This is a genomic window from Mesorhizobium sp. M7A.F.Ca.US.011.01.1.1, from assembly GCF_003998295.1.
In the GTDB taxonomy this organism is placed as follows: Bacteria; Pseudomonadota; Alphaproteobacteria; order Rhizobiales; family Rhizobiaceae; genus Mesorhizobium.
Genome location: NZ_RZRT01000015.1, coordinates 22157 through 35713, shown reverse-complemented (window position 1 = coordinate 35713; position 13557 = coordinate 22157). Strand labels below are relative to the sequence as shown.

13 protein-coding genes are annotated in these 13557 nt (G+C 63.6%); 9 read left to right on the top strand and 4 right to left on the bottom strand.

Translation table 11 applies throughout. From position 1 onward, the window contains the following. Positions 1 to 136 precede the first annotated feature (136 nt). From EOA13_RS16605 to EOA13_RS16580, 6 genes are all read left to right on the top strand, one after another. Positions 137 to 388, top strand: coding sequence for a hypothetical protein (locus EOA13_RS16605; protein ID WP_127294133.1), 252 nt, complete (start codon positions 137 to 139; stop codon positions 386 to 388). A 13-nt stretch (positions 389 to 401) separates the two neighbouring features. Beyond that, complete coding sequence (gene pdxY, locus EOA13_RS16600) at positions 402 to 1286, top strand: pyridoxal kinase PdxY (protein ID WP_127294131.1); 885 nt, start codon at positions 402 to 404, stop codon at positions 1284 to 1286. Then, positions 1283 to 2053, top strand: a complete 771-nt coding sequence (locus EOA13_RS16595; protein WP_127294129.1) for a DUF429 domain-containing protein — start codon at positions 1283 to 1285, stop codon at positions 2051 to 2053. Before pdxY ends, EOA13_RS16595 begins: the two co-directional genes overlap by 4 nt. Positions 2054 to 2201: 148 nt before the next feature. Continuing rightward, positions 2202 to 2846: a carbonic anhydrase gene (locus tag EOA13_RS16590; protein WP_023811712.1), complete on the top strand. Its 645-nt coding sequence runs from the start codon at positions 2202 to 2204 to the stop codon at positions 2844 to 2846. Beyond that, entirely contained in the window at positions 2843 to 3277 is a 435-nt protein-coding gene (locus EOA13_RS16585; RefSeq protein WP_127294127.1) for a nuclear transport factor 2 family protein, read from the top strand. The genes EOA13_RS16590 and EOA13_RS16585 overlap by 4 nt, the downstream gene beginning before the upstream one ends. A 97-nt stretch (positions 3278 to 3374) precedes the next feature. Then, positions 3375 to 5429 carry a M3 family metallopeptidase gene (locus EOA13_RS16580; protein ID WP_127294125.1) on the top strand — a complete coding sequence of 685 codons (2055 nt, stop codon included), beginning with the start codon at positions 3375 to 3377 and terminating at the stop codon, positions 5427 to 5429. A 147-nt stretch (positions 5430 to 5576) separates the two neighbouring features. Here the strand turns inward: EOA13_RS16580 and EOA13_RS16575 are convergent, their stop codons facing one another. From EOA13_RS16575 to EOA13_RS16555, 4 genes are all read right to left on the bottom strand, one after another. Beyond that, the gene (locus tag EOA13_RS16575) at positions 5577 to 7070 is read right to left on the bottom strand and encodes a M81 family metallopeptidase (protein WP_127294123.1); all 1494 of its coding nucleotides are present in this window, start codon (positions 7068 to 7070) and stop codon (positions 5577 to 5579) included. 86 nt (positions 7071 to 7156) lie between these two features. Then, the gene (locus tag EOA13_RS16570; RefSeq protein WP_127294121.1) at positions 7157 to 7981 is read right to left on the bottom strand and encodes a carbohydrate ABC transporter permease; all 825 of its coding nucleotides are present in this window, start codon (positions 7979 to 7981) and stop codon (positions 7157 to 7159) included. After that, positions 7978 to 8847 carry a sugar ABC transporter permease gene (locus EOA13_RS16565; protein WP_023811708.1) on the bottom strand — a complete coding sequence of 290 codons (870 nt, stop codon included), beginning with the start codon at positions 8845 to 8847 and terminating at the stop codon, positions 7978 to 7980. The genes EOA13_RS16570 and EOA13_RS16565 overlap by 4 nt, the downstream gene beginning before the upstream one ends. Positions 8848 to 9322: 475 nt before the next feature. After that, entirely contained in the window at positions 9323 to 10555 is a 1233-nt protein-coding gene (locus EOA13_RS16555) for a sugar ABC transporter substrate-binding protein (protein ID WP_127294119.1), read from the bottom strand. 288 nt (positions 10556 to 10843) lie between these two features. Between EOA13_RS16555 and EOA13_RS16550 the strand changes: the two genes are divergently transcribed. The 3 genes from EOA13_RS16550 to EOA13_RS16540 are packed head-to-tail and all read left to right on the top strand — an operon-like array spanning position 10844 to position 13540. Continuing rightward, positions 10844 to 11578, top strand: a complete 735-nt coding sequence (locus EOA13_RS16550) for an SDR family oxidoreductase (RefSeq protein WP_127294242.1) — start codon at positions 10844 to 10846, stop codon at positions 11576 to 11578. A gap of 2 nt (positions 11579 to 11580) precedes the next feature. Then, a complete protein-coding gene (gene ugpC / locus EOA13_RS16545; RefSeq protein WP_127294117.1) occupies positions 11581 to 12648 on the top strand; it encodes a sn-glycerol-3-phosphate ABC transporter ATP-binding protein UgpC in 1068 nt (355 codons plus the stop codon). A gap of 10 nt (positions 12649 to 12658) precedes the next feature. Beyond that, the gene (locus tag EOA13_RS16540) at positions 12659 to 13540 is read left to right on the top strand and encodes a MurR/RpiR family transcriptional regulator (protein WP_013528979.1); all 882 of its coding nucleotides are present in this window, start codon (positions 12659 to 12661) and stop codon (positions 13538 to 13540) included. Positions 13541 to 13557 lie beyond the last annotated feature (17 nt).

The window sequence follows — 13557 nt, the reverse complement described above, 5'->3', positions numbered from 1 at the left end:
CGCGAAGCATTACCACAATCAGCGCGCAAGAAAACCGCCCGGGCCGGCAGCCCTCGCCTGGCATGCCCAATGCCGCTGCAAGGGTCTGTGATTGGCCGTGCGAACGCGATAAGGTCCTGCAAAACGGGACATCATCATGGCGGAGCACCAGGACAGCGAGAAGGAATCGCGCCGTATCCTCGAGCGCATCGCGCACGAGACGAATCCGGCGGGCGACTCGTTTGCGGGGCGGGCCGCGAAAGGCATGCACGATCACGCCACCGCGGCCGATGCTGATCGCGCCGATCCGATCGAAGTCTGGGGCACCCGCTTTGGCCGCACGCTCGGCCTCCTGCTGGCGCTGGGCCTGATGGTCTGGCTCGTGCTTTACGTCATCCGGGGCTGTTAGGAATCAAACGACAATGAGCGCCGAACAAATCGACGCGCCGCGTGCGGTCATCGTCATTTCCAGCCATGTCGCGCGCGGCTCGGTCGGCAACCGTGCCGCCGTCTTTGCGCTGGAGACCCTGGGTTTCCCTGTCTGGGCGGTGCCGACCGTCATCCTGCCCTGGCATCCCGGCCATGGGCGGGCAACGCGCATCGTGCCGCCGCTCGACCAGTTCAAGGCGCTGATGGCCGATCTCGAGCGGGCACCATGGCTGGGTGAAGTCGGCGCCGTGTTGTCGGGCTATCTCGGCGAAGCCGGCCAGGCCGAGGCCGTCGCTTCGCTGGTCGCCGCGGTGAAGGCAAGGACGTCCGGCGCCGTCTATATCTGCGATCCGGTGATGGGTGATTCGGGCGGCCTCTATGTGCCCGAGCCAACCGCCATCGCCATGCGCGATCGGCTGATGCCGATCGCCGACATAGCCACCCCCAACCGCTACGAACTGGAATGGATGGCCGGCGCCGCGTTGCCAGACCTGAAATCGGTGATCGCGGCCGCACTCCACGCCGGGCCATCGACCATGCTGGTCACCTCGGCGCCGTCGATGATGACGGGCGGCACCGGCAATCTGCTGCTCGATAGCAGCCAGGCGCTGCTCGCCGAACATCGCCTGATCGACAAGCCGCCGAATGGCCTGGGCGATCTGACGGCGGCCGTCTATCTGGCACGTATCCTGTCCGGCCAGCCGCCGATCAAGGCGCTGCAATCGACGACGGCGGCGGTCTACGAGATCCTGGCGCGCACCGCCAAGCGCGGCGGCGACGAACTGCAGCTCGAAACCGATGCGCAGAGCCTGTCGCATCCGATGGCGATGGTCCAGCTTCGCCACCTGACGCATCCGGGGCGGGGCCGCCGGGCGTGACGTCGACTGAGGCCGTGCTTGTCGGCGTCGACGGCTGCAAGGCCGGCTGGATCGCCGTCCGGCGCGCTTCTGGCATGGCACCGTCGGTCGGTGTCTTTGCAACCTTCACCGCCCTGCTCGCATCCCTTCCCACAGATACTTTCATCGCTGTCGACATGCCGATCGGCCTGCCCGAGTTTTCGGGCAAGGGCGGTCGCGGCCCCGAAGCGCTGGTGCGGCCGCTGCTCGGGGCACGCCAATCCAGCGTCTTCTCGATCCCCTCCCGCGCCGCGCTCTATGCCGACACCAACGGCTTCACCACCATCGAAGCCTGGTATGCCGCTCACATCCGCGCAAGCGAGGTGGCCATGACCACATCCGACCCGCCGCGTGGCGTCTCGATCCAGGCCTTCGGCATTTTTGCCAAGATTCGCGAGATCGACGCCCTGCTGATCGCGCGGCCCGATCTGCGCGGCCGCGTGTTCGAATCGCATCCGGAAGTCGCTTTCTGCCGCTTGAACGGCGATCAGGCCATGCAACTGCCGAAGAAGATCAAGGGCAGCATCAATCCGGCCGGCATGGCGGAACGCAAGGCTCTGCTTTGCCGGCATGGCTATGAGACGGGCTTTCTCAACCAGCCGCCACCGCGCGGCGCAGCCGCCGATGATTTCCTCGACGCGGCCGCAATGATGCTGATCGCCGGTCGCATCGCCAGCTGTGAGGCACGGCCGCTGCCCGACCCGCCGGGCCGCGACAGCTTTGGCATTCCTGTCGCCATCTGGGCGTAACGCTGTTGGCCAAGGTTGCGCTCGATGCATGGCATTTCTAGCCAGCCCTCATAATTCTGCATTGCTCGCGACCGGCTTTTGCCGCTAGAGCCTCTCTAGATCGCAACGAGCTGCCGCATCCAACCCGGAAAGGCTCCAGACGCCGCTCATGTCCCATCTCCCTGAACATCTTCTCGCCGGCTACCGCAATTTCATGAATGGCCGCTATCTCACAGAGAGCGGGCGCTATCGCGATCTCGCTCGGGAAGGCCAGGCGCCGGAGACGATGATCGTCGCGTGCTGCGATTCGCGTTCGGCGCCCGAGGCGATCTTCGACGCCGGGCCCGGCGAACTCTTCGTGCTGCGCAATGTCGGCAATCTGGTGCCGCCCTATGCTCCCGACGGCGAGTTCCATTCGACCTCGGCGGCGCTTGAATTCGCCGTGCAGAGCCTCAAGGTCAAGAACATCGTCGTCATGGGCCATGGCCGCTGCGGCGGCATCCGTGCAGCGCTCGACACCAATTCAGCGCCGCTTTCGCCGGGCGACTTCATCGGCAAGTGGATGAGCCTGATCGCGCCGGCGGCCGAAACCGTCTCCTCCAGCACCTTCATGACCGCGTCGGAGCGCCAGACCGCGCTGGAGCGCATCTCGATCCGCTATTCCATCGCCAACCTCAGAACCTTTCCCTGCGTCTCGATTCTCGAGGGCAAGGGGCGACTGTCGCTGCATGGGGCCTGGTTCGATATCTCGACCGGCGAACTCTGGACGATGAACAAGGAGACCGGCGATTTCGAACGGCCGGAGCTGGGATGAACACAGCGGCGCGCAAGGTGGTGAACATCCGGTCGATCATCTTGACGGCGGCCGCGCTGCTGGTAGCAATTATTGCCGCCCGCGCCGATGATCGTGCCCTCATCAGCCGCTGGTATTCGGCGCTGCTGGTCGCCGACCGCACCGAGCTGTCCGACCTGCTCGCCGACGATGTCCACATCAAGCTGGACGACCTCGGCATCGTGCAAAGCAAGCAGGAGTTCATCGCTTCGATAGACGAGTGGAAAGGTGCGGTTGCCGGTGCGGCAATCCGGCACAGGGTCGAGAAAAGCGAAGGCGGCGTCACCACGGTGGTCGCCTGCTACGATTTCCCCAACAACGACATGCTGATGCACGAAACCTTCGCGGTAATCGACAACCGCATCACCGCCAGTTCGCAAGCCACGATCGCCGAGAACTGCGACGGCTTCTGAGGCCGATATCGGCCAAATCGGCATATTGCGGGCCCGCCAGCCGCGCCCTACATCGGGTACCACCCACCTGCCTGCCCTCACCAGCGAAAGACTGTCCATGCCTTCCACGAAAGCCGTCGACCTCGCCGCCCATCCGCTGACCGCGTGGCAAGGGCCGCTCGGCCTGCCCGATTTCACGCGCATTGGCGACGGCGACTTCTCCCCGGTCTTCGACGCGGCGCTGAAGGCGCACGAGGCCGAGATCGAGGCGATCGCTGGCAACAAGGATGCGCCGACCATCGAGAACACGCTTGCCGCGCTGGAACTCGGCGGCGAAGCGCTTGATCGCGTCTCGTCGATCTTCTGGTGCCGCGCCGGCGCCTACACCAATGAGACGATCCAGGCGCTGGAGCGCGACATCTCGCCGAAAATGTCCAGGCATTTCTCGGCGATTTCGATGAATGAGCGGCTGTTTGCCCGCATCGACGATCTCTACCAGCGCCGCGAGAGCCTGAAGCTCGACGCAGAGACCCTGCGGGTGCTGGAAAAGACCTGGAAGGGCTTCGTCCGTTCCGGCGCCAAGCTCGACGCCCACGGCAAGAAACGGCTGGCAAGCATCAGCGAGGAATTGTCCTCGCTCGGCACGGCTTTCGGCCAGAATGTTCTGGCCGACGAGCGCGACTGGGCGCTGTTTCTCGATGAAGCCGACCTTATCGGTCTGCCGGATTTCGTGAAAAGCTCCATGGCCGAGGCCGCCGAAATGCGTGGCCAGAAGGGCCGCTATGCCGTCACCCTGTCGCGCTCGATCTACGAGCCGTTCTCGACCTTCTCCGAACGCCGCGATCTGCGCGAGATCGCCTTCCGCGCCTTCACCATGCGTGGCCAGAATGGCGGCGCCACCGACAATACGAACGTGGTGCGCGACATGCTGCGCCTGCGCGCCGAGAAGGCAAAGCTGCTCGGCTACGCCTCCTTCGCCGCGCTGAAGCTCGATGACACCATGGCCAAGACGCCGAAGGCCGTGCACGCGCTGCTCGATCCGGTGTGGGAAAAAGCGCTTGAGAAGGCAGCAAGCGACCAGATCGAATTGCAACGGTTGGCGACGGAGGCCGGCAGCAACGAAAAATTCGCTGCCTGGGACTGGCGTTTCTACCAGGAGAAACTGCGCGCGGAAAAATTCGCCTTCGACGAGGCGGAACTGAAGCCTTATTTGCAGCTCGACCGCATCATCGACGCTTGCTTCGATGTGGCGACACGGCTGTTCGGCATCACCTTCGAAGAGAAAAAGGGCATCGCGGCCTGGCATCCGGATGCCCGCGTCTTCGTGGTGAAAAATGCAGACGACAGCGAGCGCGGCCTGTTCCTGGCCGACTATTTCGCGCGGCCGTCAAAGCGCTCCGGCGCCTGGATGAGCGCGTTGCAATCCGGCTACAGGCTCGGCCACGGTGCGAGCCCGGTCATCTACAACATCATGAACTTCGCCAAGCCGCCAGCCGGCGAGCCGGCGCTGCTGTCGGTGGACGAGGCGAAAACGCTGTTCCACGAATTCGGTCATGCTCTGCACGGCATGCTGACCGACGTCACCTGGCCCTCGGTTTCCGGCACCTCGGTCAGCCGCGATTTCGTCGAACTGCCCTCGCAGCTCTACGAACATTGGCTGACCGTGCCGGCGGTGCTGGAAAGACACGCGCTGCATGTGAAGACCGGCAAGCCGATGCCCAAGGCGCTGCTCGACAAGATGCTGGCCACGCGGACTTTTGGCGCTGGCTTTGCAACAGTAGAATTCACCGCCTCCGCCTTGATGGACATGGCCTATCACGCGCGCGCTGATGCGCCGGAAGCGCCGCTTCGTTTCGAAACCGAAACGCTTGCAGAACTGCATATGCCGGACACCATAGCCATGCGCCACCGCACCCCGCATTTCGGCCACGTCTTCTCCGGCGAAGGCTATTCGGCCGGCTACTATTCCTACATGTGGTCGGAAGTGCTCGACGCCGATGCCTTCGCTGCCTTCGAAGAAACCGGAGACCCCTTCAACCCGGCGCTCGCCGAGCGGCTGCGCAAGAACATCTACGCCGCCGGCGGTTCGAAGGATCCGGAGGAGCTTTACACGGCGTTTCGCGGCAAGATGCCGTCGCCGGAAGCGATGATGGTCAAGCGCGGGCTGGTATAGCACCGAATAATCTCCCCCCTCGAGGGGGAGATGGCCGCGAAGCGGCCAGAGGGGGTCGGTCCGACCGGGCTCGACCTCCCGCGGCAGAAGAAGGTTGGCGCTTCACGAGAGACGACCCCCTCTGTCGCCTTCGGCGACATCTCCCCCTCAAGGGGGGAGATTACCAGCATCCTTCCAAGGGTCAGCCACCCTTGGCCACACCGGCCGCGTCAGCTTCTTGTAATCGGTCACCGCCGGATTGCTGGGATATGAACTTGGCGCCGAGACATAGATGATCTCGGCGGCGATCGGCTCGAAGCCGGCGTAGAAATGGTTGGTCGACTTGATCAGCAGCACGTCCTTGGCCAGCGGATCGACGCCGATGTTGGAAAAGATATCCGGCTCGAAGGTCTGTGTGCGATTGGTGTTGAGGATGATGTCGACCTCGGTGCCTTCGAGGCGGACCAGCGCCGTCGGCCCGAGCGTCACCCGGCTTGGCCCGAAACTCTGCCAACCCTCCGCAACCGCCTTGAGCACGCGCACGCGCGCGTCGATCGGCTCGCCGGCCTGCGGACCGGCCTTGCCGCCGAAGCGCAGATCGATGACCGCGCCTTCGCCCGCCGCCAGGCAGAAGGTGACCGCGATCGGGTCCCAGATCGTCGCCACGGCGAACCTGTCCAGGCCACGCGCCAGCATCTGGCGCAGCACGAAGGTGCCGTCGCCGGGAACGCCGCCGCCGGGATTGTCCCAGATGTCGGCGATGACCACCGGCTTGCCCGGATTCTTGCCGCGCACGGCCAAGGCTCGGTCGATGCCGTCGGTGGCGCTCAGCATCGTCATCGCCGTCTTTTCCCGCAGCGCATAGAGTTCCCGCCCGAGCCGTTCCGCCAGCGCGTCGCCCTTGGCCTTGTCATTGTCGGTGACGACCAGGATGCGCGTGCCCATCTCGGCCACGTCGGCCGCCATGAAGCCGTGGATGACGGAGACCGACAGCACGCCGTCCTTGCCGTGCAGCGCCTTGATCCGGTCGACGAAAGAGCGCATCGGCTCGCGGCTGGTCGGCAGGACCTGGATCATGCGGCAATCGAAGGTCGAGATGACCGGCTTGATCTCGCCCCTCGCCGCCGCAAGCCCAAGCTCGACGACGTGTTCGCCGCGCTCATAGAAATCGGTGTGCGGAAATTCGAGGAAGTAGGCGAGGATGTCGGAGGCCGCCACGCGCTTCGGTGTCAGATGGCTGTGCGGATCGAGTTCCACGGCGATCACCACCTCCGGCCCGACCATTGCGCGAACCCGTTCGAGCAGGTCGCCTTCGCAGTCGTCATAGCCTTGCGCCACCATGGCGCCATGCAGGCCGAGGATGACAGCCTCGACCGGCAGCGCCGCCTCGAGCTGGCCAAGGATCTCGTCGCGCAGCGCCTCATAGGTCTGCCGTTGCACCAGACCGCCGGGCTCCGCCCAGGTGGCGGTGCCCTCGATGACATCAAGGCCTTCGGCCGCTGCCCGCCGGCGCAGCGCCACCATCGGCGAGGAGCACAGCGTCGGCGTGTCCGGATGTTTGCCGGGCCCGGCATAGAAGGCCATCTCGAACGAGGCCCTGTCGGTCGGCACCGGCGAGAATGTGTTGGTTTCCGTCGCCAGCGAGGCGGTGAAGATGCGCATGAAAGCTCCGTGGGTCTAGAGCAATTCCAGGAAAAGTGTGAAGCGGTTTTCCGTCCGGGATTGCGTCAAAAAAAGAAATAGAGCGGCTACTTGACCGCCCCGAGCGCCAGGCCCCTGACGAGGTAGCGCTGCAGCCAGATGAACAGGATGGCCACCGGCGCGGTCGCCAGCAGCGTCGCGGCCATGACGTGGTGCCATTCGATGGTGTAGCGGCCGGCGACCAGCGAAAACACCTGGATCGGCAGCGTGTAGCTTTCCTGGCTGCGCAGCATGGTGAGCGCCACGACGAATTCGTTCCAGGCGTTGATGAAGGTGAAGATCGCGGTCACCGCGATCGCCGGCAGGCACAGCGGCAGGAACACCTGGCGCAAGGTCAGCCAGCGACCGGCGCCTTCCATCCAAGCGGCTTCCTCGAGATCGCGCGGGATGGTGTCGAAATAGCTCTGCAGCATCCACACCGTGAAGGCGACGTTGAAGGCCATGTAGATGAAGCCGAGCGCCGTCGTGCTCTCGACCAGGCCCCAGGCCGCCATCAGCCGGAACAGGCCAAGCACCAGCACGATCGGCGAGATCATCTGCGAAATCAGCAGGAACTGACGCAAGGCGCCGTAGCCGGCAAAGCGGAAGCGCGACATCGCGTAGGCCGCCGGAACCGAGATCAGGATGGCGCCGACGGTGGCGATCACAGAGACGTAGAGCGAATTGAGCAACGCCTGGCCAAAGCCGGTCGCCACCCACATGTCGGAGAAGTTGGACCAGCGGAATTCGCTCGGCCACCAGGTCGGCGACAGCACTTCCTGCCTCGGCTTGACCGCGGTCAGGAACATGACCGCGAAGGGAAAGAGCGTCACCACGATCAGCGGCGCCAGCAGCAGCCAGGCGATGATGGAGCGCTTCAGCTTGCTCGTCATGTGCGTTGCTCCCGCATCGCCAGCCGCACATAGATCATGGTGAAGACCAGCAATATGGCGAACATCACCAGCGACACCGCCGACGCTTCGCCCAGCTTGCCGATGCGGAAGGCCAGCTTGTAGAGATGGGTGACCAGGATATCGGTCGAGTTGGCCGGCCCGCCCTGCGTCATCACCCAGATGATCGGGAAGGAATTGAAGACGTAGATGGTGTTGAGCACGATGGCGATGTTGATGAACGGTTTCAGGAGCGGAAAGGTGATTTCGCGGAACTGCTGCAGCGGCGTCGCCCCTTCGAGCGCCGCCGCCTCGTAGAGATCGTCCGGAATCGACGACAGCCCGCCGAGAAAGATCGTCGTCGTGAACGGCACCGTCACCAGGATGCCGATCAGCACTTGCATCGGAAAGGCGGTTTCGGCACTCGCCAGCCACTGGATGTTGTGATCGATGAGGCCGAGGCCGATCAGCGCCGAGTTCAGCATGCCGCTTTCGCCGCTCAGCGCCCAGCGCCAGACCACCGCGGTCATGGTCAGCGACACCGCCCAGGGCAGCATGATGATGACGCGAGCGATGCCGCGGCCATAGAAATCGGTGTTGAGGATCATCGCCACCGGGATCGACAAGAGAAGCGCGCCGCCGACCACCATCACCGTCCATTGGCCGGTGCGCCAGAGCGCGGCCGTGAAATCGGGATCGGCAGCGAGTGCCGCGAAATTGGCGAAGTCGTTGAAGTCGCGAAGCTGGCCGAAGCGGCTGACCTCATGCGTCGAGATCTGGATCAGGTCCCAGACCGGCCAGAAGATGACCACCGCCGCCAGAAACAGGCTGGGCAAGGTCAGGAGATAGGGCAAGAAACGATTTTGCATCTGCTGGCTTTATATCGTGTTGCGGGTGGAGATTGGATTGCGCTGGCTTAAGAGATTGACTTAACCCGCCTCGTTCTTCTCAAGGCACCGCTTCAGGATTCCTTGTAACCGTCGGCGCGCCCCTCACCTGCCTGCCCGTCCTCCGCAGCAGTTGCGGAAAGGGGTCCTTCCTCTCCCCCGTCGATCGGGGGAGAGGTGTCGAGCGAAGCTCGACGGAGTGGGGGTCGACCTTTAGACGCAAGGCGAGGCTTATGCTTGCGCCTAGCGCCCTTCCTATGTCCGTACGCGGCGGTTGCCAGGTGGTTCCCCCACTCCGTCTCGGCTTCGCCGAGCCACCTCTCCCCCCTCCGGAGGGAGAGGAAAGGAACCTGGCTGGGGTGGCGCTGACATCGACGAACTGTCCTTCTGCTCAATGTCTGCAAGATGTGGCGCGCCCGCCTGAGCGGAGCGCGCCACGGGCGCAGGGAGATACGCCCTATTTCTTCAGCACGGTGTTGGCCTTGGCGGCTGCGTCCTTCAAGCCCGCCTCGGGGTCGCCGCCGAGATAGATCTTCTGCATGGCGTCCGACGTGATCTGGGCAACTTCTTCCCAGCCCGGAATGACCGGCGCGAAGCGGGCGTCGGGCAGGAGCGCGGTGAACGCCGCCAGATCGGCATTGTTGACGTAGTAGTCCATCTTGGCCTCTTCCTTGTTCACCGGCAGGAAGCCTTCGCCTTGCGTGAACTTGGCGCGCTGCTCTGTGGTGAACAGGAAATCGAGCAGCTTCCAGGCTTCGTCCTTGTTCTTGGAGTTCTTGAACATGATGATGGAATCGGTCACGCCATAGGTGCCGCGCGCGCCGGTCGGTCCAGCGGGAATGGCCGCCACGCCGTATTTCAGATTCGGCGCCTCGTCCTTGATCTGGTTGGACAGGAACGGTGCGGTGATCATCATGCCGACCTTGCCCTGCTTGAACAGGTTCTGCACGTCCTCGCGGTTGTTGGAGGTGACGCCGGGTTCGGTCAGGCCTTCGTCGATCATCGACTTGTAGAGCTTGGCGGCCTCAAGCGCACCTGGCGTGCTCAGGCCCGAAGTGCCGTCCTTGTTGAGGATCTCGGTACCCTGGGACCACATCGCATAATAGTAATAGACGTCGGTCTCGATCTCCTTGCCCTGCAGGCCGAAGCCGAACGTGCCCGACCCCAGCGCCTTGATCTTGCGCGCATCTTCCTGCAGCTCGGTCCAGGTTGCCGGTGGCTTGGCGATGCCGGCTTTCTCGAACAGCTCCTTGTTGTAGTACATGGCGCGCGCCGAGGCCGCGATCGGCAGGCCGTAGGTCTTGCCGTCCATGATCGAGGGCGACAGGAAGGTGTCGATGAAGCGGTTCTTGAAGTCGGGCTTGATGTAGCCGTCGAGCGGCTCGGCGACATCCTGCTGGACGAAGTCGATCAGCCAGCGCGTGCCGATGATCGACAGATCGGCATTGGTGCCGGCGGTGATGTCGGTGGTCAGCTTCTGCAGCAGCACATCCCACGGCACCACTTCGAACTTGACGGTGATGCCGGGGTTCGCCGCCTCGAATTCCTTCTTGACGTCGGCGAAATAGGGAGCAGTCTTGGCGCTGTACTCGGCCACGGTGACCCGCACCTCGCCCGCATCCGCCTGCGCCGCAATTGCCAGCATGCTCATTCCGGCCATCAGGCCGACAGTCCATTTTGCAAGGCTCATTTGATCTCTCCCATTTTGATTTGCGCCTGCGCGCCTCTTCGTGCCGGAGCAGAAGATTTATGTGACTTTCCTACATTATCGATCATTTGAAGGCTTGCAAGCGGATTATTCTGTTGCTTAATTACATTTACAGGCCTAGGCCTTCTGCGATCTGTCAGAACTCCCGGAGGATGACGCACGGTGGTTTCGCAATCCGAGTTCGAAGGCAGGGCCGAGTTCGAAGGCAGGACCGAGTTCGAAGGCAGGGCCAAGTTCGAAGGCCGGGCCGAGTTCGAGGGCAAGACCGTCGTGGTGACGGGTGCCGGCGGCGGCCTCGGCACGGCCATCGTGGCGCTGATGGCGCAAAGAGGCGCCAAGGTCGTCGGTTGCGATCAGTCAAGCGAGGCGCTGAACAGTCCGCACCTTGCCTCCCACCACGTCTTCGATCTTCTCGACAGGCCATCGATAGCCACGGCGGTCGCCGCGATCCTCGACCGGAATGGCGTGCCCGACATTCTCGTCAACAATGCCGGCTGGACGCGTGCCGAGACGATTTCGGCGCTCGATCCCGACAGGATAGAGCAGGAACTCGACCTCAACCTGACCGGCGTGATGAATTTCGCCGATCCGCTGGTCAAGGCGATGGCTGGTCGCGGCTCCGGCAGTGTCGTCTTCATCTCGTCGGTCAATGCCATCGCGCATTTCGGCAATCCGGCCTATGCCGCGGCCAAGGCCGGCATCAACGCCTATGCCAAGGCGATCGCCGTCGAGCTCGGCCGCAGCGGCCTGCGCGCCAATGTCGTCTGCCCCGGATCGATCCGCACCGCCGCCTGGGACCACCGCCTTGCCAAGGATCCCGAAATCCTCGGCAAATTGCAGCGGCTCTATCCGCTCGGCCGCATCGTCAACGCTGCGGAAGTGGCGGAAGCCGTCGCCTTCCTTGCGTCCGATCGCGCATCGGGAATAACAGGCGTGGTGATGCCCGTGGACGCGGGACTGACCGCCGGTTGCCTGCCCTTCATCGACGACATATTGGGAGCGTGAGCATGACCGACGTCGAGTTCCGCGACCTGTCGAAATCCTTCGGGCAGCACAAGATCCTCGAGAACATCAGCCTCGACATCAAGAGCGGCGAGTTCGTCGTGCTGGTCGGCCCGTCCGGCTGCGGCAAGTCGACCTTGCTGCGCATGCTGGCCGGCCTAGAGACGATCACCTCCGGCGACCTGTTGATCGGCGGCGTGCGCGCCAACGCGCTGCCGCCGCAGCAGCGCAACATCGCCATGGTGTTCCAGTCCTACGCGCTGTTTCCGCATCTGAAGGCAGCAGACAATATCGGCTTTGGTCCGAAGATACGCGGCGAGGCGCGCACAGTGGTCGACGAGAAGGTCAAGAAGGCGTCCGGCGTCCTCAATCTCTTCTCCTATCTCGACCGCTATCCCCGCCAGCTCTCCGGCGGCCAGCGCCAGCGCGTCGCCATGGGCCGCGCCATCGTGCGCGAGCCGTCGGTGTTCCTGTTCGACGAGCCACTGTCCAACCTCGACGCGCAATTGCGCGTGCAGATGCGCGTCGAGATCAAAGCGCTGCACCAGCGGCTGAAGTCGACGATCGTCTATGTCACCCACGACCAGATCGAAGCCATGACCATGGCCGATCGCATCGTCGTGATGGATCGCGGGCGGATACAGCAGGTGGGGGCGCCGCTGGAGCTCTATGACAGGCCGGCCAACAAGTTCGTCGCTAGTTTCCTCGGCTCCCCGTCGATGAGCTTTGTGTCGGGTTCTCTCAAGACATCACCTGAGAAAACCTGGTTCGAGTCGACCGGCGGCGGGCGGCTTGCGCTTGCCGGCAAACAGGTGCCGGCGGGCAGTGCGGTGGAAGCCGGCATCCGGCCCGAGCACTTTGTCATCGGCGAAGCTGTCGACGCGATGGCGATCAGGGTGGATGTCGTCGAGCCCACCGGCTCCGAAACACATGTCTATGGCGCTATCGGTGCTGATACGGTACGCGCCGTGTTCCGTGACAGGGTGCCGGTCAGGCCGGGAGACCTGCTGCCGGTCTCTGTCTACCCCGGCAACATCCATCTGTTCGACAAGGCAACGGGCCTGCCTCTATGAAAATAGCAGCATGAAGACGCCGGCCGACATCATCACGCGCCTGCAGCTGATGTCGCAGGACGGAACGAAGTCGGATCGCAAGCTGGCCGGCTTCGTCCTGGCAGACCTCGATTTCGTTTCCAAGGCGGCGATTTCGGAAATTGCCGCGCGCGTTGGTGTCAGCGAGCCAACGGTGACGCGGTTCTGCCGCAATCTCGGCTGCGAGGGCCTGCGCGACTTCAAATTCTATCTGGCGCAAGCCATCGCCATCGGCGGCCAGTATCTGTCGCCGGAGCCGTTGAGCCGCGATGCCCGCGAACAGCGCATCGCTTCCGCCATCACCGAAGCGGCGATATCGGCCATCCAACGCGCCAGCGAAAACCTCGACATGACGACGCTGGTCGCCGTCGCCGCACGCATCGCTGTTTCCGGTAATGTGCTGTGCATCGGCTCCGGTGGCATTTCGTCCATGATGGCGACCGAAATGCAGAACCGGCTGTTCAGGCTTGGCGTGTCGGTGCTGGCGCAGATCGACGGACAGTTGCAACGCATGTACGCCGCCGTCGCCACCCCTGACACCACGCTGATCGCCTTCTCTGTCTCCGGCTATGCGCGATCGGTCATCGATGCGGTCCAGGTCGCCCAGCAATATGGCGCCACCACGATCGCCATCACCCCGCCGGACTCCGCACTCGCCAAGGTCGCCGACACGGTCATCCATTTCCAGTCGCTCGAGGACGGCAATATCTACAAGCCGACATCGTCGCGCTACGCGCTGCTGTCGATCGTCGACATGATCGTCACCTCGGTCGCCGAGACGCGCGGACCAAGGGTTCTGGAAAATCTGCGCCGCATCAAGCAGAGCGTGAACACGTTGAAAGTCGACGATCCGCGTTTGCCATTGGGCGATTGAACCCTCCGACAAGGACA

Excerpts from the sequence above, each read along its gene's own strand:
- EOA13_RS16590 (WP_023811712.1), top strand. The coding sequence starts at position 2,202 with ATGTCCCATCTCCCTGAACATCTTCTCGCCGGCTACCGCAATTTCATG.
- EOA13_RS16585 (WP_127294127.1), top strand. The coding sequence starts at position 2,843 with ATGAACACAGCGGCGCGCAAGGTGGTGAACATCCGGTCGATCATCTTG.
- EOA13_RS16605 (WP_127294133.1), top strand. The coding sequence starts at position 137 with ATGGCGGAGCACCAGGACAGCGAGAAGGAATCGCGCCGTATCCTCGAG.
- pdxY (WP_127294131.1), top strand. The coding sequence starts at position 402 with ATGAGCGCCGAACAAATCGACGCGCCGCGTGCGGTCATCGTCATTTCC.
- ugpC (WP_127294117.1), top strand. The coding sequence starts at position 11,581 with ATGACCGACGTCGAGTTCCGCGACCTGTCGAAATCCTTCGGGCAGCAC.
- EOA13_RS16580 (WP_127294125.1), top strand. The coding sequence starts at position 3,375 with ATGCCTTCCACGAAAGCCGTCGACCTCGCCGCCCATCCGCTGACCGCG.
- EOA13_RS16575 (WP_127294123.1), bottom strand. The coding sequence starts at position 7,070 with ATGCGCATCTTCACCGCCTCGCTGGCGACGGAAACCAACACATTCTCG.
- EOA13_RS16540 (WP_013528979.1), top strand. The coding sequence starts at position 12,659 with ATGAAGACGCCGGCCGACATCATCACGCGCCTGCAGCTGATGTCGCAG.
- EOA13_RS16570 (WP_127294121.1), bottom strand. The coding sequence starts at position 7,981 with ATGACGAGCAAGCTGAAGCGCTCCATCATCGCCTGGCTGCTGCTGGCG.
- EOA13_RS16565 (WP_023811708.1), bottom strand. The coding sequence starts at position 8,847 with ATGCAAAATCGTTTCTTGCCCTATCTCCTGACCTTGCCCAGCCTGTTT.
- EOA13_RS16555 (WP_127294119.1), bottom strand. The coding sequence starts at position 10,555 with ATGAGCCTTGCAAAATGGACTGTCGGCCTGATGGCCGGAATGAGCATG.